Origin of the sequence: Nocardia sp. NPDC060220 (assembly GCF_042727815.1) — a bacterium.
Lineage (GTDB): Bacteria > Actinomycetota > Actinomycetes > Mycobacteriales > Mycobacteriaceae > Nocardia.
Map to the genome: position 1 here is coordinate 1 of NZ_JBHWZY010000004.1, position 26,006 is coordinate 26,006.

Annotated in this window: 20 protein-coding genes and 1 pseudogene; 10 read left to right on the plus strand and 11 right to left on the minus strand. The window is 69.3% G+C overall.

Going from position 1 to position 26,006, the window contains the following annotated elements:
• Window positions 1–25: 25 nt before the first annotated feature.
• The 3 genes from ACFWF3_RS00475 to ACFWF3_RS00485 all read right to left on the minus strand — a co-directional run bounded on the left by ACFWF3_RS00475 (window position 26) and on the right by ACFWF3_RS00485 (window position 3,123).
• Window positions 26–1,198: a DUF5685 family protein gene (locus ACFWF3_RS00475; RefSeq protein ID WP_378989191.1), complete on the minus strand. Its 1,173-nt coding sequence runs from the start codon at window positions 1,196–1,198 to the stop codon at window positions 26–28.
• 60 nt (window positions 1,199–1,258) lie between these two features.
• The gene (locus tag ACFWF3_RS00480; RefSeq protein ID WP_379311882.1) at window positions 1,259–1,858 is read right to left on the minus strand and encodes a TetR/AcrR family transcriptional regulator; all 600 of its coding nucleotides are present in this window, start codon (window positions 1,856–1,858) and stop codon (window positions 1,259–1,261) included.
• A gap of 86 nt (window positions 1,859–1,944) precedes the next feature.
• Window positions 1,945–3,123 carry a glycoside hydrolase family 3 N-terminal domain-containing protein gene (locus ACFWF3_RS00485; protein ID WP_379311883.1) on the minus strand — a complete coding sequence of 393 codons (1,179 nt, stop codon included), beginning with the start codon at window positions 3,121–3,123 and terminating at the stop codon, window positions 1,945–1,947.
• 114 nt (window positions 3,124–3,237) lie between these two features.
• On the opposite strand from ACFWF3_RS00485, the gene ACFWF3_RS00490 reads away from it, so the two are divergent.
• The 4 genes from ACFWF3_RS00490 to ACFWF3_RS00505 all read left to right on the plus strand — a co-directional run bounded on the left by ACFWF3_RS00490 (window position 3,238) and on the right by ACFWF3_RS00505 (window position 9,485).
• On the plus strand, window positions 3,238–3,705 hold the full coding sequence (locus ACFWF3_RS00490; RefSeq protein ID WP_378989194.1) for a universal stress protein: 468 nt from the start codon (window positions 3,238–3,240) through the stop codon (window positions 3,703–3,705).
• Window positions 3,706–3,804: 99 nt separating this feature from the next.
• Window positions 3,805–4,959, plus strand: a complete 1,155-nt coding sequence (locus tag ACFWF3_RS00495; protein ID WP_379311884.1) for an isochorismate synthase MenF — start codon at window positions 3,805–3,807, stop codon at window positions 4,957–4,959.
• Between the two features lie 67 nt (window positions 4,960–5,026).
• The gene (locus ACFWF3_RS00500) at window positions 5,027–5,197 is read left to right on the plus strand and encodes a DUF2613 domain-containing protein (protein ID WP_022566695.1); all 171 of its coding nucleotides are present in this window, start codon (window positions 5,027–5,029) and stop codon (window positions 5,195–5,197) included.
• Window positions 5,148–9,485 (plus strand): alpha-(1->3)-arabinofuranosyltransferase, encoded by a 4,338-nt coding sequence (locus ACFWF3_RS00505; RefSeq protein WP_379311885.1) that lies wholly within the window; start codon window positions 5,148–5,150, stop codon window positions 9,483–9,485. Before ACFWF3_RS00500 ends, ACFWF3_RS00505 begins: the two co-directional genes overlap by 50 nt.
• 7 nt (window positions 9,486–9,492) lie before the next feature.
• Here ACFWF3_RS00505 and ACFWF3_RS00510 read toward each other — a convergent pair whose 3' ends face one another.
• Window positions 9,493–10,686: an acyltransferase family protein gene (locus tag ACFWF3_RS00510; protein ID WP_379311886.1), complete on the minus strand. Its 1,194-nt coding sequence runs from the start codon at window positions 10,684–10,686 to the stop codon at window positions 9,493–9,495.
• A gap of 146 nt (window positions 10,687–10,832) precedes the next feature.
• Here ACFWF3_RS00510 and ACFWF3_RS00515 point away from each other — a divergent pair, with 146 nt between their 5' ends.
• The gene (locus tag ACFWF3_RS00515; RefSeq protein ID WP_379311887.1) at window positions 10,833–12,023 is read left to right on the plus strand and encodes a DUF3068 domain-containing protein; all 1,191 of its coding nucleotides are present in this window, start codon (window positions 10,833–10,835) and stop codon (window positions 12,021–12,023) included.
• An 84-nt stretch (window positions 12,024–12,107) separates the two neighbouring features.
• Here ACFWF3_RS00515 and ACFWF3_RS00520 read toward each other — a convergent pair whose 3' ends face one another.
• Entirely contained in the window at window positions 12,108–13,304 is a 1,197-nt protein-coding gene (locus tag ACFWF3_RS00520) for a polysaccharide biosynthesis protein (protein WP_379311888.1), read from the minus strand.
• 209 nt (window positions 13,305–13,513) lie between these two features.
• On the opposite strand from ACFWF3_RS00520, the gene ACFWF3_RS00525 reads away from it, so the two are divergent.
• Window positions 13,514–15,358, plus strand: a complete 1,845-nt coding sequence (locus ACFWF3_RS00525; RefSeq protein WP_379311889.1) for a hypothetical protein — start codon at window positions 13,514–13,516, stop codon at window positions 15,356–15,358.
• Here the strand turns inward: ACFWF3_RS00525 and ACFWF3_RS00530 are convergent.
• Window positions 15,355–16,521, minus strand: coding sequence for a glycosyltransferase family 4 protein (locus ACFWF3_RS00530; RefSeq protein WP_379311890.1), 1,167 nt, complete (start codon window positions 16,519–16,521; stop codon window positions 15,355–15,357). The two genes, ACFWF3_RS00525 and ACFWF3_RS00530, sit on opposite strands and share 4 nt — an antisense overlap.
• Before the next feature lie 206 nt (window positions 16,522–16,727).
• Here ACFWF3_RS00530 and ACFWF3_RS00535 point away from each other — a divergent pair, with 206 nt between their 5' ends.
• On the plus strand, window positions 16,728–17,528 hold the full coding sequence (locus ACFWF3_RS00535; RefSeq protein ID WP_378989202.1) for a methyltransferase domain-containing protein: 801 nt from the start codon (window positions 16,728–16,730) through the stop codon (window positions 17,526–17,528).
• Here ACFWF3_RS00535 and ACFWF3_RS00540 read toward each other — a convergent pair whose 3' ends face one another.
• Window positions 17,529–17,795 (minus strand): hypothetical protein, encoded by a 267-nt coding sequence (locus ACFWF3_RS00540; RefSeq protein ID WP_307188359.1) that lies wholly within the window; start codon window positions 17,793–17,795, stop codon window positions 17,529–17,531.
• A 241-nt stretch (window positions 17,796–18,036) separates the two neighbouring features.
• Here ACFWF3_RS00540 and ACFWF3_RS00545 point away from each other — a divergent pair, with 241 nt between their 5' ends.
• On the plus strand, window positions 18,037–19,491 hold the full coding sequence (locus tag ACFWF3_RS00545) for an aldehyde dehydrogenase (RefSeq protein WP_379311891.1): 1,455 nt from the start codon (window positions 18,037–18,039) through the stop codon (window positions 19,489–19,491).
• On the opposite strand, the gene ACFWF3_RS00550 is transcribed toward ACFWF3_RS00545, so the two are convergent.
• The 4 genes from ACFWF3_RS00550 to ACFWF3_RS00565 form a co-directional block, all read right to left on the minus strand.
• A complete protein-coding gene (locus ACFWF3_RS00550) occupies window positions 19,488–19,667 on the minus strand; it encodes a hypothetical protein (protein ID WP_378989204.1) in 180 nt (59 codons plus the stop codon). The genes ACFWF3_RS00545 and ACFWF3_RS00550 overlap by 4 nt on opposite strands.
• Window positions 19,668–19,901: 234 nt before the next feature.
• On the minus strand, window positions 19,902–21,731 hold the full coding sequence (locus tag ACFWF3_RS00555) for a phosphoenolpyruvate carboxykinase (GTP) (RefSeq protein ID WP_379311892.1): 1,830 nt from the start codon (window positions 21,729–21,731) through the stop codon (window positions 19,902–19,904).
• 249 nt (window positions 21,732–21,980) lie between these two features.
• Window positions 21,981–23,489, minus strand: a complete 1,509-nt coding sequence (locus ACFWF3_RS00560; protein WP_379311893.1) for a hypothetical protein — start codon at window positions 23,487–23,489, stop codon at window positions 21,981–21,983.
• Window positions 23,476–24,585, minus strand: a complete 1,110-nt coding sequence (locus tag ACFWF3_RS00565; protein WP_379311894.1) for a hypothetical protein — start codon at window positions 24,583–24,585, stop codon at window positions 23,476–23,478. The genes ACFWF3_RS00560 and ACFWF3_RS00565 overlap by 14 nt, the downstream gene beginning before the upstream one ends.
• 133 nt (window positions 24,586–24,718) lie before the next feature.
• Here ACFWF3_RS00565 and trmB point away from each other — a divergent pair, with 133 nt between their 5' ends.
• A complete protein-coding gene (gene trmB / locus ACFWF3_RS00570; RefSeq protein ID WP_378635039.1) occupies window positions 24,719–25,522 on the plus strand; it encodes a tRNA (guanosine(46)-N7)-methyltransferase TrmB in 804 nt (267 codons plus the stop codon).
• Window positions 25,519–26,006: pseudogene (locus ACFWF3_RS00575) on the plus strand (hypothetical protein); the annotation flags it as partial. The gene trmB and the pseudogene ACFWF3_RS00575, both read left to right, overlap by 4 nt.

Sequence of the window (26,006 nt, forward strand, 5' to 3'; positions counted from 1 at the left end):
ATTCGCCACCGCGCGAGCCTTTTCGTCAGCAGCCGCAATCGCAGCTGCAGTCACCGCAGCAGCAGTCCTCGCCGCAGCAGTTGCCGCAGCACTCACCGCAGTCGCAGCAACTGCCGCAGTCGCATTTCTTGGCCCAGGCGTCCTTCTGTTCGCCGGTGCACGGGCTGGTGTGGTCGACGCAGCAGGCCATGCCGGTGCAGTAGACGCCGAGCACGAGTCCACTCGCCTTGAACGGCCCCGGTCTGCCGGGGCGCCGTCCGGGCGGGGACGGGAACTCGTACGGCGAATGCTGTTGCGCCGTAACTGAAGTACGGCAGGCATGGCCGACCGCGATGCCGAGACCTCGACCGAGGCTGCGCAACAGGCTCGCCAGCGGATCGAGCAGCGCCCAGCGCACCGTCGGCAGCTGGTCGAGCTCGGCCTCGGACGCGGCCTGCCGGATGCGGGATTCACTCTCGCGCAACAGATCGTAGGCTCGGGGCATATCCGTGCCGGTGGCCTCCAGCGGATTGAAACGGCCACGGGCGCGGTCGCGCTCGAGGTCTTCGATGGCGTCGGCCAGATGCGCGATGCGGCCGACGTGCCGACCGATCTCCTGAAGGGCCGCAACGTTTTCCGGACGCCCGGCCAGGGTGGCGGTGTGCCCGAAAAGGGTCGCGGCACAGAGTTGAGTCGGCCCGGTGAGTTCCTCGAGCGTGATCACCTCGACCGCCGCGCGGGACTCCATCGAGGACTGGGTGGCGATCGCGGTCAGCATGGGCCCCACATCGAGCCCGATCAGATCAGCCTGCTGCTGAGCTCGCGCGGCCCAGGCGTTCGACACCCGCCGCATCGGTCGGCGGGTGAGGACGGAGGTGTCCCCGTCCTCGACGTGATCGCCGATCTTGGCCGCGCCCAGCAGCAGTGACGCCGTGGCGGCCAACCGCACACCCGGCGCGTTCGCGGCGACCACCGACGCGCGCTTCATCCCGCGCAGCGGACACGGACCGGCGCTCGTGCGCGCACTCGCGCCCGACTGCGCCTCGGTGAGCACACTGAGCACGATCGCGTCGGTGTTGGTCGCGGCGCGGGCCAACTGACCGTGCCCGTCTCGCAGACCCAGACACAGCCCGCACATGTGTGCCTGCCACTGCCCCGGATCGATGCCATATTTCGCCGCGCCGTGCGCACACGGCTTCAACACACCGAACACTGCCACCCCGTCTGTCGTGAAACGTCAACCGTGCACGATCGCAGCCGACGGGGCCGGGCGCAACCGCTAGTCGATCTTCTTCCGGCCGGCCAGACCGCGCCAGGCCAGATCGTCGAGCAGGTCGACCGCCTCGGCCACTTCGATCCGCCCGCTCGCGACCCGGTCGGCGATGGCCTCACCCGCACCGATCACCGCCGCCGCGACGACCTCGAAATTGGTGCCGGGGTCGGCGTTCTTGGCACTGGATTCCAGCAGTTTCGCGGTGAGCTCGATGACGCGCTCACGGGCATTGTCGATTTCGGCGGCAAAAGTTTGCTGACCGATAGCCTGACGGTAGAGAACCTGCCAGGACTGCCGATTGCGGTCGACGAAATCGAGGAAACCCTCCAGCGCGGTGCGGACCTGTTCGTGCGGGGTCAAGTGCGGGTTACCCGCGGGCGCGACGGCCTCGATGAAACGCAGACCCTCGCGCTGGATGCAGGCGCGGAACAGCTCGTCCTTGGAGCCGTAGTACAGGTAGAGCATGGGTTTGGAGATCTTCGCCTCGGCGGCGATCGCATCCATCGACGTGTCGTGGAAGCCCTTGCGTGCGAATACCTCGACGGCGGCATCGAGCATCTGTTGCTCGCGAACTGCCCGGGGAAGTCGCTTGGTCCCGCCTGCCATCCACTCTCCTACCGCAGGGTGAACCACCTATCTTACTCCAAGGTAAGTTCACCCGCGCTCATTTGCCGCACAGTCGCCGGGTGCGATCAGCAGCCCAGCGCTACGCCCTTGTAGCGCGCCATCCGCAGTACGGAAGTGTCGACCCGGTCGGCGGGCAGTTTGCCACTCGCGACCGACTGTTCCAAACGGTCGAGTACCTGCGGCACCGCATCGCTACTGATCCACAGCGCGTTGTCGGCGCCCGCGACGAGCGTGGCCTCGACCGCGTCGGCGATGGACATCCGGGCGGTGATGGCGGCCATGCCGCTGAGATCGTCGGTGAAGATCGGGCCGTCGTAGGGGGCGGCGCCGTAGCCCTTACCCTCGCGCAGCAGCGTCATCGCGGCCGGGCTGATGCTGGCGGGCACGTCGGGCTCGGTCAGGCCGGGCACGTCGAGGTGGCCGACCATCACCGCCGCGCCGGAGTTCACCAGCTCACGGAACGGCACCAGGTCGGTGTTCTGCATCTGGTCCAGCGGCGGGGTGGTGACGGCGCCGGTGTGCGAGTCACCGGAACCGGAGCCGTGGCCGGGGAAGTGCTTGATCACCGAACCGAGGCCCACCTCGTTGGCCGCGCGGATGTAGGCGCCCGCGAATTCGGTGACGACCTTCGGGTCGTCGCTGTAGGAGCGGTCGCCGATCACACTGTCGTCGGGCTGGCTGCTCACATCGACATCGGGAGCGAAATCGACGGTGATGCCCAGATCCTTCAGCGCCTTCGACCTGGTCAGCGTGAACTGGTAGTACTGCTCAGGGGTCTGGGTCTGCGCGATCTCACGGGCCGACGGCGCGGCGCCGATCACGTTCTTCGCGCGCGAGACCCGCCCGCCCTCTTCGTCGATGGTCACCATCAACGGGACCTTGGCCTGCGCTTTCACCGCGTCGAGCGCCGACTTGTCCAGCAGGCTCGGATCGGTCCAGCTGCCGACGAAGATGCCGCCCACCTGCTCCGAACTCACCACGTTCGACGCGTCCGCCGAACCGGTGATGCCGACGGTCAGCAGCTGGGCCAGCTTCTCCCGCTGGGAGAGCTTGGCGAGATAGTCTGCGCCGCAATTGCTTTGGGTCGGAGTCGCCGACCCTGGCGAACTCGGCTCTCCGGCGGCAGAGGGGGCGGCCACTCCGCTGCTACCCGCCGCGGGCGTCGTCTCGTTCGACGAACCTCCCGAACAGGCGGTGGCAACGGCGGCGAGGACTGCGAACACGACCACAGGCGATTTCCGCATGCGCTCCACGGTAGCCCGCTCCCGGCGCGAACCCCACCACGGTGGTTCGGATTGATACACACATCCGCGGGTAACCTGAGGGAAAAGCTGCTCCGACCAGCGCAGGAGGTCGTCATGGCATGCGATCGGATGCTCATCGCCTACGACGGTTCCGAACACGCCAAACGAGCCATCGAGTACGCGGGACGATTCCTGACCGCCGAACGCGCGATTCTGCTCACCGCATGGGAACCGATGGTGCGCCAGGCCGCGCGTATCTCCGGGCTCGCCGGGGTGATGCAGCCGGACTGGGTGCCCGACGAGGAGGTGGAGGACATCGCCTACTCCGACGCCCGCAAGATCAACGCCGAAGGCGTGCACCTGGCCGAACTGGCCGGAATCGACGCCGAACCGCGCACCGCCGAGTGCACCACCACGATCTGGAACACCATTGTGGACTGCGCCGATGAGCTCGACGTCGACATCATCGTGGCCGGTACGCGCGGTGCCACGGGGTTGCGCGCGCTGCTGCACAGCAGCGTCGCCGAGGCCGTTCTCAAGCACGGGCACCGGCCGGTCTTCCTGGTGCCACCGGAGCAGTAGCGGTTCGCCACCCCGGAACTTCGTGGCGCCGTCGCGCGGTGAGAGTTCCGTCGCTCTCCCGGATCGGCGCCACATCGGCGGCGTTATGGTCGAAGCACCATGAACGAATTCCTGCTCGCTCGACCCGACGCGGTGTTGCGGACGTCAGGGGTGCGCCAGGCGTACTCCGACCCTCGGCAGGCAGTGGCGGCGCTGCGTGCGTGGCAGAAACGGCCCGACCACGTCACCGATTCGGCCGAGAAACAGCACGACTCGTCCGGCGCGGCACCGACATTGATCGTCGGAGCGCTCCCCTTCGATCCACGCGAACCCGCGGCGCTCTGGCAACCGGAGACGGTGCTACACACGGCGGGACCGTGGCGACCCGCGGCGCTCCCGGAATTGCCCGGCGTCCGCGTGGTGGCCGAAATACCCAGTGCGGCAGAACATGTCGCGCGTGTGACGAAGCTGGTCGAGCAACTGGGTGACCCGGCGAACGAGCTGCGCAAGGTAGTGGCCGCACGGTCGATCGTGCTGGAGGCCGACGCGCCGCTGGATCCCGAGGTACTGGCGGCACATCTGCTCACCAGGCATCCGAATGCCGCGGTGTACGCGGTCGACCTGTCCGCGGCGGGACGATCCGCCGAGACGCTGATCGGGGCGACACCCGAGGTGCTGGTCGCGCGGCACGGCGACCGCGTCAGCCTGAATCCGCTGGCGGGAACCCTGCCGCGCCGCACCGATCCGGCCGATGACGCGGCCCAGGCGCGCGAACTGCTGTCCAGCACGAAGAATCACGACGAGCACGCCTTCGTGATCGACTGGATCCGGCAGCAACTGACCCCCGTCTGCACGGAACTGCGCATCCCCGACGCGCCCGAGCTCCTCAGCACCGAACAGGTCTGGCACCTCGCAACACCCATTCACGGCGTGCTGCGTGACCCGTCGACCACTGCCCTCGACCTGGCCCTGCTGCTGCACCCGACCCCCGCCGTCAACGGCACCCCGTTCACCGCGTCCCTGGACGCGATCGCGACCGATGAACCGCGACGCGGCTTCTACGGCGGCGCGGTGGGCTGGTGCGGCGACGACGGCGACGGCGAATGGGTCGTGGCGATTCGCGGCGGCGAGCTCGCCGCCGATCGGCGGACGCTGCGGGCGAGTGCGGGCGGCGGGATCGTCGCGGCGTCGGATCCGCGCGCCGAGCTGGCCGAGACGACCGTCAAACTTCGCACCCTGCTGAGCGCCCTGCGTTGCGAGCTGCCCAACGACTGACCGAGCCCGGTAGACCTGCTAGGTTGGCCGGAGACAGGCCCCGTCGTCGAGCGTATTGGAGTGCGCGATGAAGTTTGCTGTTCCGGCTGTTGCCAGCGCGGTCGGCGGCGCCCTGCTGAGCGCGATCGCCGTCTTCGCCATCACGGCGGCGGTGCAGCAGAACACGGCGCCCTCGATCGACCGCAGCGGTGACAAAGACTCGTCGCTGCTCAACGCCCCTGAATACGGCAGCCGCTGACGCCGACGCCCGCGCGTCGCGCCCCGCATCGGGGCAACCGGACAAGGCGCCACTGGGCTGGCGCTGGCTCGTCGGCTCGGTAGTAGCCGCCTTCGTACTGACCTTCGCGCAGGCGCCCGGCCTCACCGTCGCCGACACCAAATACGACCTCGCGCAGAACCCCCTCGGTTTCCTCGCGCGAGCGTCGCACCTGTGGAGCAGCCAGGCCCCGATGGGCCAGGTCCAGAACCAGGCCTACGGCTACTTCTTCCCGCACGGCGCGTTCTTCTCCGCGGGGCACCTGCTGCACCTGCCCGCGTGGGTCACCCAGCGCGTCTGGTGGGCGCTGCTGCTGCTCGCCGGGTTCTGGGGAATCGTCAAGCTGTGCGAAACGCTCGGCATCGGCTCGCGCGGGTCACGGGTGATCGCGGGCATCGCGTTCGCGTTGTCGCCGCGGGTACTGACCACACTCGGCTCGATCTCCTCGGAAACCCTGCCGATGATGCTGGCTCCGTGGGTGCTGCTCGCGCCCGCGGCACTGGGCACCGCGATCAAACGGCGGCGCGGCGGCCCGCTCTCGCCGGCGGGAAGCGCGCTGGCGCTGGCGCTGATGGGTTCGGTGAACGCTGTCGCGACCGTGGCGGCGTTCCTGCCCGCGGCACTGTGGTGGGCAACCTATCGGCCGAATCGGCAGTGGTGGCGGTTCACCCGAGCGTGGATTCCACTGCTGGTCCTCGCCACGTTCTGGTGGGTCGTACCGCTGCTGCTGCTCGGCAAGGTGAGTCCGCCGTTCCTCGACTTCATCGAGTCGTCCGGGGTGACGACGCAGTGGGCCGCGTTGAGCGAGGTGCTGCGCGGGACCGATAGCTGGACGCCGTTCGTCTCGCCCGAACGAATCGCCGGCGCGGTGCTGGTGACCCAGCCCGCCGCGGTGCTCGCGACCGGCTTGCTCGCCGCGGCGGGGATGGCCGGACTCGCGCGGTCGACGATGCCCTGTCGGGGCAGGTTCGCCTTGATCCTGTGCGTGGGACTCGCGGGGATCTGCGCGGGATATGTCGGCACACTCGGTGGGCCGTTCGCCGAATCGGTGCGGATCTTCCTCGACTCCGGCGGTGCGCCGCTGCGGAATGTGCACAAGCTCGAACCGCTGATCCGGCTGCCGCTGGTGGTGGGGCTGGCGCATCTGCTCGGCCGGGTCGCCCTGCCCGCCTCCGTGCCGATGCCGGTGTGGCGCAGCTCTTTCGCCCATCCCGAACGCGACCGGCTCGTCGCGGTCGCCGCGCTGGTCCTGGCCGCGCTCACCCTCGCGACCTCACTGGCGTGGACCGGGCGGCTGGCCCCGCGCGGCGCCTACGACCGGGTGCCCGCCTACTGGACCGACACCGCCGACTGGCTGGCAGACAACGCCGCCGACACCCGCGCACTGGTGGTACCCGGTGCGCCGTTCGGCAGCCAGATCTGGGGACTCACCCGCGACGAGCCGCTGCAAGCCCTGGCCAGTACCCCCTGGGCCGTGCGCGATTCGGTTCCCCTGAACCCGCCGGGCACGATTCGCGCGATGGACTCGGTGCAGCGGCTGATCGCCGACGGCAGGCCGTCGACCGGCCTCGCCGCCACCCTCGCCGACCAGGGCATCGGAATCCTGGTGTTGCGCAACGACCTCGACCCCGAGACCTCGCGTTCGACGCGTCCGATGCTGGCGCACCGCGCGATCGAGGGCTCGCCGGGCCTCACCAGGGTGACCTCGTTCGGCGCGAACATCGGGCCGCGCGCGGCGGATGCGGGACTGGTGGTCGACAACGATCTCCAGCCCGCCTACCCGGCCGTCGAGATCTACCGGGTCGACGTACCGCCGCCCGGCATGCCCGTCGACGTGCGCAGCGGCACCGGCGCGCCGCCAGGGTTCCCCGGCGCGTACACCGTCCCGCTGGAGTCGACCCCCGTTGTCCAGGGTGGCCCCGAAGTGCTGGAGCGTCTGCGCCGCGACGCGGGGAACCCCACGGCGCCGGTACTTCTCGACGCCGACGCGCGACGCGCCGGGTTACCTCCGCGGCCCGTGCTGCTGACCGACACCCCGATGGATCGCGAGTCCGACTTCGGCCGGGTCGACAACCACAACTCCGCGGTCCGCGCCGCCGACGACGCCCGGCGCACCCACAACCTGGTCCCCGACTACCCGGTCGAAGGCGCCGAACTCGTGCAGGGCGAATGGTCGGGCGCGAAGGTCACCGCGTCCAGCTCCGCCGCCGATGCCACCCAGATCGGCGGAGCGGCGCCCGGCAGCTCCACCGCGGCCGCCGTGGACGGCGATCCGAGCACCGCATGGATCAGCAACGGCTCCGAATCCGCTCTCGGGCAATGGATTCGACTCGACCTCGACAAGCCGATCGCCAACGGCTCGCTGCGTTTCACCACCACGGCGGCGGCGCTGGGTGATCCGGTGAAGTGGGTCGAGGTCCGCACCTCGCGCGGAACGGTGTCGGCGCGGATCACCGAACCCGGTGAGCCCGTGTCCGTGGCGCTGCCCGCGGGCAAATCCGACTGGGTGATGATCAGCGCCGCTCGCACCGAAACAGGCACTCGTGGCGGGCAATTCGGGATCAGCGAACTCACGCTCGACGACTACTCCAACCGGGAAGCGCCGGAGCGCGTGGATATCCGGCACCGGGTCGTGCTGCCCGAGGTGGCCGCGGGAACCGTCGTCAGCGGGTGGGATCTCGGACAGGAATTCCCCGGCCGCGGTAACTGTTTCGACGGCCCCGACCGCGTGCACTGCAGCAAGGGGCTCGGGTTGCCCGCCGAGGAGCCGGGCGTCTTCGGGCGCACGCTGTCGGTGCCGGAACCACTCACCGTCGGCACCGACCTCACCGTGCGCACCCGGCCGGGGCCCGCGCTGGAGGCGCTGCTCACCGACCCGACCAGGCCGGTGGCACGGGGTCAGGCCGATGTCGCCGACCTGCGCGGCGCCGCCTTCGCCGCTACCGACGGCGATCCGAAGACCACCTGGACCGCACCCGAGTCCACCGTGCGCGAACCGGCGGGCGGCAAACCCACGCTGGTACTGGAACTTCCGGAACCGACACTGGTGACCGGACTCGACATCACCACCGCGCTCGGCGGCTTGCCTGCGACGGCGACCTCCGTCGCGGTGAACCTGGGCAACGGCCCGCAGATCCGCGAACTGCCCGAACGCGACCACGGCGAACCGGCCCGAATCTCGCTGTACCCCACCGAGACCGATCGCATCGAGATCAGCATCCAGAGCTGGAACGAGGTGCTCGACCGCACCGCACTCGGCTTCGTCCTCACCCAGCCCGCGGGCCTGGCCGAGGTCGACGTGCTCGGTCCCGAGTATCCCGCCCACGCTCCCGGCGACCGGCTCATCACCATCGGCTGCGAGGCCGGCCCGGTGATCGCCATCGGTGGACGCGCCGTGCACACCACGATCACCGCCACCGCCGACGAACTCCGTTCGGGTGCACCGGTTTCCGCGCGTGCCTGCCCCGAGGACGCAGCCGACATCGAGTTGCTCCCCGGCCGTCCCGACCTCACCGTGGTCCCCACCGAACTGTTCACCGTCGACCGCCTCCGCCTCCCCCGCACCGACCCTTACCCCGGCGCACCCAGCGCGCCGACGGACGAGACTTCGGGCAACCCCGGCGAAACCGGCGAACCCTCCAACCCCGCCGAAACCACCTCAGCCGCACCTACTCCCGCCGACCCGACCGAGCAGAAGCCGGGCACTCAACTGCTGGTCCTTCCGCTCAGCACCAACGTCGGCTGGCAGGCGCACACCGCCGACGGACAGGAGCTGTCGCCTGTTGTCGTCGACGGCTGGCAGCAGGCCTGGCTCGTTCCGCCCGGAACGAACGGGGAGATCACCGTCTCGTTCCCGGCGGACCGCTGGTATCGGCTGGCGATCTTCGGCGGGCTGTTGCTGCTGATCCCCTTGGTGCTGCTCGCCGTTCCGCGCCGGCGTGCCGTGCCCGACGCCGGGCCCGCACCGAGCACCTGGGGTGTCGGCTGGGTCGCGGCGATCGGGCTGACCGGTGTGATCGCGGTGATCTCCGGGCCGTTCGGTGCGGCGTTCACGCTGATCACCTTGGGCTGCAACTATTTCCGGCCCGCGCTGACGGAGCGGGCCCTGCCCTGGCTCGCGGGCCTCGGGACGCTGGCCTCGGCCGCGGCACTGTCGACCGGGACCTGGCGCTCCGGCACCGAATACATGGGCGGCTCGCTGCTGGCCCAGGCACCGGCCGTCATCGCCGTCGTCGCCGTCGGGGTGGCGGCGCTCCCCCGCCGTCGCTGAGCGCGACTCAGCGCACCGCCGGACGTCGCGCCGATTCCGACCGGTGTTCGTCGACTCGCGCGGACCCGGTCCGCCGATCCCACCGGGCCGCCCAGCGGCGGGCCGGTTCCTCGATCAGGGCGAAGCTCGCGGCGGCCAACGGGAGCGTGAGCGCGGTGGTCAGGGTGATCACGTAGAGGAAGTCACCGTTGAAGGGCACGATGCCGAAGACCGGGAAGACCACGGTGAGCACCACCAGGTGCCACAGGAAGATGCCGTAGGACCAGCGGCCGAGCATCGCGGCGGTGCGCGATTCCAGCCAGCGGTGCGGGGCGCCGGACAGCCGCAGCACCAGGGGTGCGAGCAGACAGAACCCGAAGATCATGCCCAGTGCCATCTTCATCGCGTACTGCCACGGTTGCGCGCGTTCCAGACCGGCCGGGCCGCCGAACTCGGTCGCCGAGAGCAGGAACGCGGCGAGCGCCACCGCCCACATCAGCGGCTGTCTCGACAGCACTCGCGCCCACCGGACCTCGGGTCGCACGAGGTGGATCAGTTCCGCCAGGAGCATCCCCGCCGCGAACCACGGCAGGTAGGCGGGCAGCCAGTTGTCGGCGTGGATCGCCTCCGGCGTCGGGATCGGCCACAGATTCCAGGTGAGACTCACCGCGACCAGCCCGCACAGCACCGGCACCCGCCACCGCGCCGCGGAGCCGCGCAGTCGCACGACCAGCCAGGCCAGCACCGGCAGCACCAGGTAGAAAGCCATCTCCACCGACAGGCTCCACATCTGGGTGAGCCCATCGGTCAATGTCAACGGCACGAACACCTGCAGCAGGAACAGATTCGACACCCACACCCGCAGGTTCGCCGAATGCGCCGCGCCGGGCAGCAACAGCAGCACGAACACCACGACGACCCAGTACGCGGGCATCACCCTGGCCACCCGGTGCAACAGGTAGCGAGAGGTCCGCGGTGCGCGGCCGTGCCCGTGCGCGGCCGCCGCGTGCGGGCGCCACAGCAGGAAACCCGACAGCGCGAAGAACACCGCGACCGCCATATCGAAGCGTTCCAGGATCGGGCCGAGGACCGGCACCCCGGTCGTTCCGGTCTGGAACGCGACGTGCGTGACCAGCACACCGAGCGCCGCCATCCCGCGCATCCCTTCGAGGGCGGGAATGAAGGCGCGCGGGCGCGAAACGGGGGCGGTGGCGGTCGTCATCGGGGTCCAGTCTGCCGTGTCGGCGATTTCCACGGCACAGCACCGCACCTTCGCGGCCTGGGCTGTTAGTGTCGGGGCTCACGAGTGCCTGTGGTGCAATACCAGACCACCGGGCCATCCGTGTTCGAACGACGAGGAGAGTTTGCATGGCACTGAGTGCCGGTACCAGAAGAACGGTCGCCTGCGTGCTCGTGGGTCTGGGCGCGGCATTACTCGTCGCCGCGCTGATGATCCCCACCTACACGGTGAGCAAAGTCGCCAAGACTCCACTCGATCTCGAGATCACGACGATCGCGGAGAACCAGAAGGGCGAGGAGAGCCTCGTCCTCGACTCCAAGTCGCTGACCTCCGGTGACGGTGCCGCCGTGGTGAACAAGGATGTGCCGCTGATCTCCCAGCGTTTCGTCACCGTCGAGGAGCCCTCCGACGCCGACGAGATGACGCTGCAGGCAGGCCAGACACTGCGGCGCACCGACGTGCAGGGCGATACCGGCCTGCTCACCGCCGCCATCGACCGCGTCACCATCTCGCGCACCACCGGCATGCCGGTGGACACCGACCCCAACGGGTCGATCGCGGTGACCGTGAACAAGGACGGCAGCGTCATGGAGCCGGTGCAGCACACCGGCATCGGCTACCGCTTCCCGATCGGCACCGAGAAGAAGACCTACCCGTACTTCGACATCAACGTGCGAAAGTCCTTCGACGCGAACTTCATCGAAGAGACCGAGATCAACAACATGAAGGTGTACCGCTTCCAGATGGAGGCGCCGGTCACCAGCACCTGGGACGTCGTGCAGTCGCCGACCAACCGGCTCACCCTGCCCGCCGCCAAGTGGGGCGTGGAGGGTGGCGACACCCCGGTCACCATGACGCGCTACTACACCAACGTGCGTGACCTGTGGGTCGAGCCGCAGACCGGCACCGTGATCAAGGGTGGGGAATCGATCCACCTGTTCTACGCGCGGTCCGGGGACAAGCCCGAGGTCACCGCGCTGAAGTCGCACCTGGTGTTCGACGAGGCGACCGTCGAGTCGCAGATCGCCATCGCCAAGGAGAACACCGACAAGCTCTCGCTGTTCGGGCGTGTGGTGCCGATCGTGTTCGGCGTGCTGGGTGTACTGGCGCTGCTGGCTGGGTTGTTCCTCGGACTGCGTGGCGGCGGCACCGCGGCTCATGCGAGTCCGCGGGGATCGCGTCCGACGCCCGCGCCCACCGCCGCGCCGGATGACACCGCGACTACTCGGTGGGACGGCGACGACGCGCCGACCACGCAGTTCCCCCGTGGGGACTACGACGCGCCTACCGAGCAGATCGACATCGACAAGCGTCCCTAGGCGGACACGCTCTACAACAGCCCCGGTCTTCGGCCGGGGCTGTTGTGTTTTTCCGGGACACCTCCGCCGAACCGGCCGGTTCGGTCAGTGCAGGACCGAGTCGGCCGGAGCGGGGTGGCTGCGGGCCGCGCGAAGAACGACGGCGGCGACGATCGTGGTGGTGACCGCCGCTACGGAGACAGCCGTGCCGATCAGGGATTCGATCGTGCGGGCGAAGGCGAGCATCAGGGTCACCTCGATGGCCAGGCCGATCCAGGTGACGGCCGCCAAGGCGGTGCGTTCGACCGCGATGGCCGAGAGCAGAGCGCCCTGCAGGACCGCCAGGATCGCACCGTGCAGGGCGAACAGCCACAGCATGCCCTGGATTGGGGCATAGTCGGCGCCGGCGAACAGGGGGGCCAAGGGAGCGGCCAGCGCGGCACCCAGCACCGCGACGACGCCGATCACCGAGAGCACCGAGAGGGCGTCGCGGATCGCACGGGCGGAATGGGTGGGCTGGGCCATCCGGGGATACAGCACGACGCCGACCGCCTGCGGCAGCCAGAACGCGATCTTGGTGGCGATGGTGCCCAGCGAGTAGCGGCTGGCGTCGACCTCGTCGAGGACGATGCGGACCACGATCAGGTCGACCGAGGACAGCGCCATCAGCGCCGCCTGCACCTGCACGGCACGCAACACGGGAAGGACGCCGACGGTCTTCGTCATCGGTTCCCGGCTGTTTCCGGCATCGCCGCTGTCATCGGTCGGCGGATCCGCCGACTCGGTCGTCGAGCGCGCGATGCGACCGGCCACGATCGCCGCGCCGACGATGCCCGCGGCCCCCGCCCACAGCGCACCGGCAGCACCACCGCCCAGCGCGAGTGCGAGCAGCGCGGGCGCCACCCGGGCCGTACCCGCCATCGCGAGCACGGTGGCCAGCGCGCGGAAGTGATTGCCGCCCTGCAGAATTCCCTGCTCACCCGAGAGGATCACCAACGCGGGTGCCGCGCCGAGGGCGGCGGCAGCGGCCCACACGCCCACGTCGAGCACCACGGCCACCACCGGAATCAGCACCACCGCGACCGCGGCGACCAACGCGGCACACCGCCACATCATCGCCCGCACCGCACGTGGCGACGCCCCGCGCACTACCTCTCTCGCCACCACGTTCTGCATGGCAAGGGCCGGGACCGCGCACAGCAACTGCATCGCGAGCAGACTCGCGAACTCGCTGTAGCCCTCGACTCCCAACCAGCTCGCCGCAAGCAATTGCAGCAGGTACCCGGCGACGTTGGCGGTCATGGCGCCAGCCGTCACCCAGGTCAGATCGGCAACGACAGGCGGGCGGCGGACTGAGGACACGCCTCATGGTCGCACTTCACTGTGTTCGCCATCACGCCTACCCCGAAAATGTGAGTCCGAGCGGACTCACCTTCGAGCGATTCGGCCCCGAACAGCGCCTATTCGACCCCGGCCGCGGCGCAGCCCGACGGGACGTAAGGTGCGTGGACGTGACGAGTAGCGGGCGAGCAAGGGCCTTGGTGGCCGGATACTGCGCTCTGCTCACGATGATCATCGTCGGACCGCTCGCCGGATCGGGCTACCTGCTGCTGCGCGACGCGGTGAGCACCCCACGTTCCTTCCTCACCGATTCGGCACTCGGCGTGGGCGCGGCCGCACCTCGCGCCGTTCCGCAGGACGCCGTGCTCGCCGTGCTCTCGCCGGTGATCGACGGCGGAATTCTCGTGAAGGCGATTCTGATCGTCGCGCTGTGGTCGGCCGGGTACGGCGCCGCGGTACTCGCGCGACGGCTCGTCTCCGCCTCTACCGGAGCACAATTGGTCGCCGCGACCCTCGCGCTGTGGAATCCCTATGTGGCGGAACGACTTCTTCAAGGCCACTGGAGCCTGCTCGCCGGTTACGCGGCCCTCCCGTGGACCGCGCTCGCCGCCGCGCGCATCCGAACAGCCACCAGCAGAACGGAATCCGGCGACGATGCGGGGTCGGGCGGCCGATTCGGATTCGTCGCGTCGCTCGGTGGATGGGCGGCGCTGACCGCGAGTTTCGCCGCTGCCGGGTTGACGCCGACCGGCTCGTTGCTGGCCGCGGTGATCGGGCTCGCGCTGGTCGGGCGGCGGGCCTTCCTCCCCGCCGTCGCGCTGTGGATCGTGACCTGCGCGCCGTGGCTGACCGCGACCGCGCTCGGATCGGGGGCCGAGCCGTCGGACCCGGCCGGCGTCTCGGCGTTCGCGGCCCGGGCCGAACCGTGGCTCGGCACGCTCGGCAGCCTCGCCGGGCTGGGCGGGATCTGGAACGGCGAAGCGGTCCCCGCGAGCCGCACGACCCCGCTCGCCCTGCTCGGCACACTCTTGCTGCTCGGCATCGTCGCGTGCGGGGTGCGGGCGGTATGGGCGCTCGGACGTGACGGGCGAGCGCTGCTGGTGATCGCGGCGGTGGCGATCGTGCTGCCCGCCCTCGGCGCGACCAGCTGGGGACTGGCCGCCGGAGAATGGCTGGTGGTGCACGTTCCCGGGGCCGGGCTGCTGCGGGATACGCAGAAGTACGTGGCGTTGGCGATGCCCGCCTACGCGCTGTGCGCGGCGGCCGCGTGCCGAACCGTCACCGTGGCGGCCCGCCGAGTACTGGCGCACGACCCGGAAGCCTCTGCCGCCAACGGGCAGCCGGAGATTCGTGATGGCCGGACCGGATTTCGCCCCGCCGCAATCCTTTTCATTCTTCTGCTCACCCTCCCGCTGGCCGACCTCGCCTGGGGAGTCGGCGGCGCCGTGCGCCCCGTCCACTACCCCGCGGGCTGGCAACAGGTCGTCGACCACATCGACGCTCCCGGCGACATAGCGGTACTTCCCGCCGGGATGTTCCGCCGATTCCCGTACAGCGGAACAGCTCCCGTCCTCGACCCGGCTCCCCGCATCCTCCCCAACGATGTCCTGCAGACCGGCGAACTCCGAGTTCGCGGCTACGCGGTGACCGGAGAGGGCAACCGCGCCCGGACCGTCGAGCAAGCGCTCCTCGAAGGTACCCCGGCCACCGAACTAGCGGCCCTCGGCGTCGGCTGGATCCTGATCGAACGCACCACCCCCGGCCCGCTCGGCGCCTCCGAGAAAACTCTCACCACGGCCGAATTGATGCATCAGGACAAAGACCTGGCGCTCTACCGCGTGCCTTCCCCCACCCTTCTCGACATCGCCACCCCGGCCCAGCGCCGAACCTCCGCCGCGGCCCACCTGCTCTGGGCGGCCCTGCTACTCACGGGACTGATTGCCGCGGCCGTGCGCCCGGACCGGACGGGCGCCCGGCGAGCAGATCGAGAGGCAGCGGGTAACCGAGTCGCCTAGACCCGGGTCGGGGAGACCAATCCGCTGACGGTGCGGCCGCGCGCGGCGGCGGCGAGGACCTCGAAGACACCGGCGCCGGTCTGTTCCCAGGAGAACTCGTTGGCACGGGCCCTGGCCTTCTCGCCCATCACCAGGCGGGTATCCGGGTCGGCCAGGAGGTCGCCGGCGGCCGCGGCCAGGGCGGGGGCGTCGTCGACCAGCAGGCCGGTGACGCCGTCGACGATGGAGTCGGTGAGACCTCGGGAACTGCGGTAGCCGATGGTGGGGACGCCGTGCTGGGCGGCTTCGATGACGGCCAGGCCCCAGCCTTCCTTGCGCGAGGGCATCACGTGGACCCAGGCCGTCGAGAGGATCTCGTGTTTGCGGCGTTCGTCGACGTGGCCGTGGAAGGTGACGGCGTCGGCGATGCCGAGTGCGTCGGCGCAGGCACGCAGGTTGGGGGCCCACCAGCCGTCGCCGATGACGTCGAGGTGCACGTCGGGGAAGCGTTCGCGCAGGTGGGCGACCGCGGTGAGGGCGTCTTCGATCTGCTTGTGCGGGACGAGGCGCGACAGGACTGCGATGCGCGGGTGGGTGGCGCGGGTGGCGTCGTCGCCGGGGACGACCGCGGCGGGGACCGGTTCGGCACCGTTGCGGACCACGGCGATGCGCTCACGGTCCACACCGAGCGCGGACAGTTCCTCGGCCGACGGCAGCGACACGGTGAGGTACTGGTTGTCGCGGTGCACGCGCGGGGACAGCGTGGATTCGATCCACCAGCCGATCCGCCCGACCAGGCGACCGGCGACCGGCCACTGCTCACGGTGTCCGTGGTGCACCAGCACCACCGAGGGCACACCCGTCGCGGTGGCGAAGAAGGGAATGCCGTTCTGGGTGTCGATCACGACGTCGGGGCGCAGGCCGCGCAGTGGGCCGATACCGAGCCGACCGGCCACGATGGCGGCGAGCGCGCGAGGGTAGACGGTGAAGCGGCCGCCCGCGCGACTGATGTCGATGCCGTCGATCCGCTCACGCTTGGGGGCGCCCGGGTACCCCGCCGTACGCAGGGTGACCTTGATGCCACGCGCGGCCAGCTGGGCGCCTACCTGCTCCAGATACCGTTCGCTACCGCCACCCTGTGGGTGCCCGGTGTCACGCCAGCAGAGTAGGAGGACTTCACGCACGGTCGGGGCTCGCATTCGGTTCGGTGGCAGACAAACGTCGGCCCCCACACTAGCGGGTGTGCTCCACGCAACACGGTCGTATCGACCGCGCCCGCCCAGATCAGCCCGTCGCACCCGAGCCGACCCCGTGAAGACGAACCCAACCCACCCACCCAACGCCCCCACCACCAGCCGCGACCGAAGGGTCTGCCCATAAACTCCTGCCCGTGCCGATCGCCACCCAGCCGACAACCGAGCAGCCCGTCCATCGACGCGACCGATCGAGGTTCGCGCGCCGGGCCTCTCTGCGCCGCTCGCTGCGCCTGCTCACCAGCTTCCGCTTCGAGCAGTCCGACCCGGCCCGTTTCTACGGCGGCATCGCCACCGACAGCGCGGAGCTGATCGGCGACTTCTACGCCGACATCACCGGCCGCGACCTCACCGGCACCGTCGTCCTCGACGTGGGCGGCGGCCCTGGCTACTTCGCCGACGAGTTCACCGCGGTGGGCGCCCGCTACGTCTCGGTGGAGCCCGACCCGTCGGAGATGCACGCGGCCGGGCTGCGGGTGTCGGGTTCGGTACGCGGGTCGGGGATGGCGCTGCCGTTCCTCGACAACTCCGTCGACGTCTGCTTCTCCTCCAACGTCGCCGAACACGTGCCGCAGCCGTGGCTGATGGCGGACGAGATGGTGCGGGTGACCAAGCCCGGCGGCCTCATCGTGTACTCGTACACGGTGTGGCACGGACCGTTCGGTGGGCACGAGACCGGCCTCTGGCACTACCTCGGTGGCGAGTACGCGGCCCGCCGGTACCGGCGCAAGAACGGACACGAACCGAAGAACAGGTTCGGCCGATCACTGTTCGCGGTGACCGCGGCAGATGGGTTGCACTGGGCAGCAACGACTTCAGCCGACGTGCGGACTATTTTTCCGCGCTATCACCCACACTGGGCCTGGTGGCTCGTCCGAGTTCCGGTCATTCGCGAGTTACTGGTCAGCAACTTGGTGGTGGTGGCTACCAAAGCATGATCACGCCAGCCAGCTCAAGCGCCGCGACCTCCGCATCGGCTCGGGCAATACCCTGACCCACGGCGATTCCTGAATCGCCAGGCCCACGGTCTCCAACGTGGTCAGGCCGACCTGATCGGCCAGCGCGCCGACCATCGCGACCGCCTCAGCGGCCTGGATAGCGGCAGTCGCCTGCTCGATCGTGAGTGTGCGGCCGGGCAGGAATGAGACAACCCATCCGCCACTGCCCACACTTTTCGCTTGATGGTCGGTCTGGTCGCTGGTCATCAACGATCGGCCGATCACTTGCACAGCCATGAGTCGGTCTCCCCAATTCGCTGTTAATGTTCGATGAATCGAGCGAGCTGATCAGTAGCTAAAGCATCCCCTTTTCACCAGCGGAACGCAATAGTGCGTTTCCCCGAAAAGCGAACCGACAGGTTGGAATTCACCATCTTCACAGTCGTTGCGCCGCAGCGAATTAGAACAGGTTGCAGACAATTCGCCCGCAAAACTGTAACGTGTTCTCATGCACTACGACAGTCTGTTCATCGGCGGGAAGTGGACCACCCCGGCCGGTAGTGACCGCATTTCGGTGGTCTCCCCTGCAACGGAGGAGACCGTGGGCAGCGTGCCGGCGGTAACGAACGCCGATGTCGACGCCGCGGTCGCCGCGGCGCGCGACGCGTTCGACAGCGGGCCGTGGCCATCAACGCCTCCACTGGAACGAGCGGAGGTACTCAGCAAGGTCGCGCGGCTGATCGAGCAGCGTTCGCCCGAATTGCTCGCCGCGCTCACCGCGGAGATGGGCGCGCCGACGTTAGCGGCCTTGACACTCAACCAGATTCCCGCCGTCGCGGCACTCGACGCCCTCGTCGAGCTCGCGAAGACGTTCGCCTGGAACGAGACTCGAGTCGGCCTGTTCGGAACCTCGCGTGTCTCACGGGAACCCCGCGGTGTCGTCGCCGCGATCACCGCCTGGAATGTCCCGTTGTTCCTCGCCGCGAACAAGCTCGGACCCGCGTTGCTGGCCGGCTGCACCGTGGTGCTCAAGCCGTCGCCACTGACTCCGCTGACCGCGAACATCCTCGCCGACCTCTTCACCGAGGCGGGCCTGCCCGACGGCGTGCTCTCGGTGCTGCCCGCCGACGCCGAGGCCAGTGAATACCTCGCGGGCCACCCCGGCGTCGACAAGGTGACCTTCACCGGCAGCACCCCGGTGGGCAGGAAGCTGGCCGCGCTGGCCGGTGCGCAGCTCAAGACCGTGTCGCTGGAGCTCGGCGGCAAGTCGGCCGCCATCGTGCTGCCCGACGTCGACCTCGCCGCGAGCATTCCCGTGCTCGCGTTCTCCGGGCTGATGAACAGCGGGCAGGGCTGCGTGGCGCAGACCCGAATCCTCGCACCGCGCAGCCGCTATGACGAGATCGTCGAGGCGTTGGTCGCGCACGTCAAGACCATGCAGACCGGTGATCCGACCGATCCCGCCACCCAGCTCGGCCCGCTGATCAGCGAAAAGCAGCGTGACCGCGTGGAGGGCTACATCGCCAAGGGCAAGGCCGAGGGCGCGCGGCTGGTACTCGGCGGCGGCAGGCCCGCGGGCGTGGACCGCGGCTGGTTCGTCGAGCCGACGATCTTCGCCGACGTCGACAACGCGAGCACCATCGCCCAGGAGGAGATCTTCGGCCCGGTGCTCTCGGTGATCCCGTACGAGACCGAGGACGAGGCCATCGCCATCGCCAACGACTCCGACTACGGTCTGGCCGGATCGGTCTGGACCACCGATATCGAGCACGGCGTCGAGGTCGCGGCCCGGATCCGCACCGGTACCTTCGCGATCAACTGGTACGCCTTCGACCCGACCGCACCGTTCGGTGGCTACAAGAACTCGGGCATCGGCCGCGAGAACGGCCCCGAGGGCCTCGACGCGTTCTGTGAGCAGAAGTCGGTCCTCATGCCCATGGGATGGACCGACTCCACGGCTTAGTTCTCCGGCATGTGGACCCGCAGGACCGGCTGCGCGGCCACCTCACCCCGGGCGGGTAGGTCGACGACCTCGACCCGCCAGCCCGGGGGCAGGGCCCGTTCCAGTCGGCCCGCCACGCGCTGCATGGGCGTGCTCGAATAGGTGTCGGACTCGAATCCGGTCACCAGATCTGTCATGCGTCAAACCACCTCTCAGCGTCGATCTCGTCGTTGACCGCATGGCGGTGCAGGAGTCTCGCAGGGGTATCAGCTCGAGAGGAAATATAGGCGAAGGTAACGCTGCCGCCACACGCGACTCTCTGACACCGACAGATGTACCCAGAACGAGACTGTGGAAATCGTCCGACGACCTGAGACGAACAGAACCGCCCGTACCGAAACGGTACGGGCGGTTCAGTGTTTGCGGGGCGACTAGCCCAGGCGCTCCTTGAGTGCCTCGAACTCGTCACGCACGCCCGAAGGCAGCTTGTCGCCGACGAACTCGAACCACTCCTCGATCGACGGGATCTCCTTGCGCCACTCGTCGGCGTTCACCGCGAGTGCCTCGTCGACATCGGCGGCGACCACGTCGAGGCCGTCCAGGTCGAGATCGGCAGCCGAAGGCACATTGCCGACCGCGGTGGCCGTGGCGCCCGAGCGGCCCTCGATGCGGCCGACGATCCACTCCAGCACGCGGGAGTTCTCACCGAATCCGGGCCACAGGAAGCGGCCGTCGTCGCCACGACGGAACCAGTTCACGTAGAAGATCTTCGGCAGCTTGTTCGAGTCGGCGTTCTTGCCGAGGTCGATCCAGTGGTTGAGGTAGTCGCCCACGTGGTAACCGAGGAACGGCAGCATCGCCATCGGGTCGCGGCGGACGGTACCGACCTTGCCCTCGGCGGCGGCGGTCTGCTCCGAGCCCATAGTGGCGCCCATGAACACACCGTGCTCCCAGCCGAACGACTCGGTCACCAGCGGAACGGTGGTCTTGCGGCGACCGCCGAACAGGATGGCCGAGATCGGCACGCCCTGCGGGTCGTCCCACTCGGGGGCGAGGGTCGGGCACTGCGACATCGGGGTGCAGTAGCGCGAGTTCGGGTGCGCGGCGTGGCCCTCCGACTCGGGGGTCCAGTCGTTGCCCTTCCAGTCGATCAGGTGCTGCGGGTCGCCTTCCAGACCCTCCCACCACACATCGTTGTCGTCGGTCTGGGCGACGTTGGTGTACACGGTGTTGCCCGCGTCGATGGTGGCCATCGCGTTGGGGTTGGAGCTGTGGTTGGTGCCCGGCGCGACGCCGAAGAAACCGAACTCCGGGTTCACGGCGTAGAGCTGACCGTCCTTGCCGAAACGCATCCAGGCGATGTCGTCGCCCAGGGTCTCCGCGCGCCAGCCGGGGATGGTCGGCTGGATCATCGCGAGGTTGGTCTTGCCACAGGCGCTCGGGAACGCGGCGGCGACGTAGTAGTTCTTGTTCTCGGGCGAGATCAGCTTGAGGATCAGCATGTGCTCGGCCAGCCAGCCCTCGTCGTGGGCCATCGCCGAGGCGATGCGCAGCGAGTAGCACTTCTTGCCGAGCAGCGCGTTGCCGCCGTAGCCCGAACCGAAGGACCAGATCTCACGGTCCTCGGGGAAGTGGGTGATGTACTTGGTGTCGCTGCACGGCCACGGCACATCGGCCTGGCCCTCGGCCAGCGGCGCGCCCACGGAGTGCAGCGCCTTCACGAACGGCTTGTCGGCGCCAAGCTTGTCGAGCGCGGCCTGGCCCATCCGGGTCATCACGCGCATCGAAACGACCACATACTCGGAGTCGGTGATCTCCACGCCCAGCTTGGGGTCCTCGGCGCCGAGCGGGCCCATGCAGAACGGCACCACGTACATGGTGCGGCCCTTCATCGAGCCGCGGTACAGCTCGGTCATGGTGGCGCGCATCTCGGCGGGGTCGACCCAGTTGTTGGTCGGACCGGCGTCGGCCTCGGTGGCGGAACAGATGTAGGTGCGCGATTCGACGCGGGCCACATCGGAGGGATCGGACAGCGCGAGGAAGGAGTTGGGCTTCTTCTTCTCGTCGAGCTGCTGGAAGGTGCCTGCCTCGACCAGCTGAGTGGTCAGGCGATCCCATTCCGCGTCGGAGCCGTCGGCCCAGACCACGCGATCGGGCTGAGTGAGCTCTGCGACTTCCTGTACCCAGGCGAGCAGTTCACTGTGCTCGGTCGGCGCCGTGCCGTCGGATCCACGAAGACCAGGAATGGTCGCTGAGGTCATGAAAACTCTCCTGAGATGGGCGGTTGTTCGATCCATCGATCGCCACCATGGGCGGGTAAGGCGTCCGCAGTGACCAACCGTCGCACAACCCCGATAGACGGCTAGGAAGGCCGTACACGGACGGTGGCCGCGCATCGACTGGCAAGAGCGGACGCCCAGGTTCCTGCCTCAAGGTTAACGCGATATGACGACCGATATGGCATCGGGCTCCCTAACAGGTACCCACCGGTGTATCGGTCAATCCCGCGCTCACAGTCGATCGAGCGTGGCGATGTCACGCTCACAGGCCGTCAGCTGTGCGGGACGCTCGGTGACGAGCCTGCGCGCGAGCGCGTCGAGTTCGGTGACACGCCGATCCACGGCCACCGCTCGCGCGGTCGATTCCCGAACCACGTGCTCGGCCAATTCGGCCTCGATGTCCACGAGCACTCCCGCGACACGCTGTTCGAGCTGGGCTTTGACGTTCACCAATGCCTCGGAGACCCACTGGGCCATGTGGTTGCGTTCGGCGAGTTGGCCGCGGGCGCGCACGACCCAGTAGGCCGCGCCCGCGCCGAGCAGCAGCGTCACCGGGACGCTCGCCACGTCGAGTGTCGGGACCAGCGACAGCGGTGCCACGACCAATCGGCCGAGACCGACGCCGGCCGACGCGCCGAGCGCGATCATGAGGTGATCTTCGACACCTCGGTGTCTCTTGCCGGGATCCGGACCGACTCGCGGCGCCGGATCGCGGCGCCGGGTGGTCGGCGCGGCGGTACCGATCCGGCGCGCCGCTTCGCTGACCCGTTCGTCGATGACGGCGTCGACCGAGACCGACAGCTCACCGGCCGCCTGCTGCAAACGCTGTGGGTAGGCGCGCAGTTCGGCGCGGTCGCAGCGGTCGAGTTCGGCGCGCGAGCGGGTGTGCAGTGCGCGCACCATCGCGCCGAGCTCGGTGGTCAGGTCGACGCGGGCGAGCTGCACCTGGCTGCGCACGGCGGCGAGGCCGGTCTGGCGACCGCCGTCGCGCTCGGCGACCAGTCCGATGCGTTCCTCCCTGATCCGTGCGGTGTCCGTGCCGGAGCGCAATGCGGTGATCTGTTCGTCGATTCTCGCTCTGGTGTCGGTGAGCACCCGGGTGCGGACGGCGGTACGGCGCTGGGCACCGTCGGCCGGTCCCTTCGCGGTGGCCGCGGCCAGGGTGGCGTGCAGTCCGGCCACGCCGGAGCGATCGAGCAGGGCCGAATCGTCGGTGGCGCGGGCGGCGGCGGCCAGCCGGGCCGAGACGGCGACGATGTCGAGGTCGGTGATGCCGCGCGCGGCGAGCAGTTCCAGGTTGCGGTCGCGGGTCGCGCGCCAGTCCTGATAGGCGTGAAAGCCGTTCATGGCGAGCAGGATTCGCTGATCGGCGGCGCGTAGACGGTCGATCAGGGCGAACATGCCGGCGCCGAGGACACTGCCCGCGTCGAAGAGGATGAGCGCTGCGGCCGGGTCGTTGCCCACGGTCGGATCGGCCAGGTCGATATGGGGTTCGAAGCGGGCGAGTTCGGTGCGCAGCAGAGTGGTGTTGGCGTCGTCGGGGGCGTAGAAGTCGACGCTGCTGCCCTCCCCCGCGGCGGCCATCGCCCGGAGCAGGGCGCCACCCTGCGGATTCCACCGGTCGATCACCGCGTCCACCGCCGCGGGTAGGGCACCGGGGTCGTCGGCGGACGCGGCACTCGTATCGCCGCTCGCGTCGACGGCCGAGCGCTGGCCGGGCGGGACCTCAGAGGCCTGCACTGGACATCCGCTCCCAGGCTCTGACATAGCCGTTGTGCACGCGCAGCGCGGCCCGCCGGGCAGCGGGTGGCATGTCGCTGGACACGACGGCACGCCAGCGGGTGGCGCGGGCGAGCGCCTCGTCGGCGTCGCCGGGCGCGGGTGACGGGTAGCCGGCGGCCAGGTGGGAGACCTGCGGACAGGCCAATCCGGCGCACAGACCGGCCCAGAGCGCTTCGTCTCCGGTGAGATAGCGCTCGATCAGTTCTCGCGCGCGGCCGCCGTCGCCGGGGACCGCGCGGGCGGCCAGCCGGGTCAGCTCGTCGAGCAGTTCGCCGCCGCGCACCGCTTCCACCTGCTCGTACCGGCGGTGGACCAGCTTGTGCAGCGGATCGACCCCGCTCGCGGAGTGCAGGATCTGGATGATCGCCGATGCGGGCAGATCGGGATCGGCGCGCAGGGCCGACAGCGCGCAGTCCACGCCGTAGAGATCCCAGTTGGCGATCAGCCGTCTGCGCGCTTCCTGGTCGGAGCCGACGCCGATGAACAGATCGGCGGCGAGCACCGACGGCACATCGGGGCCGACCGCGAGCCTGCGCAGATCGCTCAGATCCTCCGCGCTCACCGCTCCCGACCTGGTCCTGGCGGCGACCGAAGCGACGATCGGCACGATCGGCAGGCCGAGCTCCTGCGCGTGCCGCTGTGCCGCGGCCACGGCCTCGCCCCAGCGCGCGCCCACCGCGTCGGCCTTGTTGAGCACCACCACGCCGCGACCCTGCGGCACGGTCGCGAGCAGGCGGTAGTCGGCGGCCTGCGGCGCACCGGCCAGCACATAGATGACCAGATCGCCGTCGAGGACCGGGTCGGGCAGCTCGGGCTGATCGACGGGCGCGGTCTCCTGCGCCGACAACAGGGCCAGCGCGGCCATCACGGTGGTCCGCCCGCTCAGCGCACGCCCGGTGATCTGGATGTGCAGCGGACGACGACGGCGCGCAGCCGCCGCGGCGAGCTGTTCGGCGATCCCCGGATCACCCCCGCGACCTGCACCTAGAACCGAGATCAGCGCGTCGAGCTGGTCCGCGGGTCGTGTCTGTGCGAATTCAGTGGCTGTCGGCATTGCGCACACCCCCTTTTCGGAGGGCATTGTGTCAGATCCGCGCCGAGCCGGGGCGGGGCGAACCTTCTGCCGACCTGGGCGGATCAGCGGTCCCCCGAACTCGCCTGCGACGTAGCTCCGCGCATGCTGGACAATGGACGACGTGAACGACGCCGCCAACCACGCCGAGCCGACCAGCCACAAGCTGTCGGAGATGCCGAACGACGCGGGCAGGCGCTCGCTCACCGGCTCCCGGCTGTACCCGCGCGTCACGAGCTTCCGCTCGCGGCGAGGCGCGCTGACGCCGAATCAGCAGACCTCATGGGACCGCACCTGGCCGGTGATCGGGCGCGATGTGTCCAACGATCCGGTCGAAGCCGACGCCTGGTTCGGGCGCGAGGCGCCGCTGGTGATCGAGATCGGTACCGGCACCGGTACGGCGACGGCCGCCATGGCGAAGGCCGAACCGCACCTGAATCTCATCGGCATCGAGGTGTATCAGCCCGGACTGGCCCAGCTGGTCCAGCAGATCGAGCGCGAGGAGATCGAGAACATCCGGTTGCTGCGCGGCGACGCCGTGGACGTCCTGGAGAACATGGTTGCCCCGGAGTCGCTGATCGGTGTTCGGGTGTTCTTTCCCGACCCGTGGCCGAAGGCCCGCCACCACAAGCGCAGGCTGCTCCAGGCGCCGACCTTCGCCCTGATCGCCAGCAGACTCAAGCCCGGCGGCGTGCTGCACGTGGCCACCGACCACGCGGATTACGCCGAACATATTCTCGAAGTAGGCTCCAAGGAACCGCTGTTCACCGGCTTGAACGACACCACCGGCGGCGACAGCGCCGCCAACCGCACTACCGCGCCGATCGGTTTCGAACGGCCCGTCACCAAGTTCGAAGGCAAAGGCCTGCGTGCCGGTAGCGCCATCAACGAGTTCATATGGGGGAAGATCGACAGATGAGCGTGAGTGAGATCGCCCCCGAGATGCCGGTGCCCGCCCAGGCAGGCTCCGGTTCCGAGGCGTTGAGCGGTTCCGATGTTCGACGTGTCCTGCTGGTCTGGGACGCGCCGAACCTCGACATGGGGCTCGGCGCCATCCTCGGTGGACGTCCCACCGCCGCTTACCGCCCCCGCTTCGACGCCCTCGGCCGCTGGCTGCTGGCCCGCACCGCCGAGATCTCGGTCGCCTCCAAGGGGCGCATCGAGGCCGAGGCCACCGTCTTCACCAATATCGCGCCCGGCACCGCCGACGTGGTTCGCCCGTGGGTGGAAGCGCTGCGCAATGTCGGTTTCGCGGTGTTCGCCAAGCCCAAGATCGACGAAGACTCCGATGTCGACGCCGACATGCTCGCGCACATCGCGACCCGGCAACGCGACGGTGGTTTAGCCGGCGGTCGCTCCGGATTCGGAAGCTACGGGCAACTCCGCACCTGTCACCGACACCG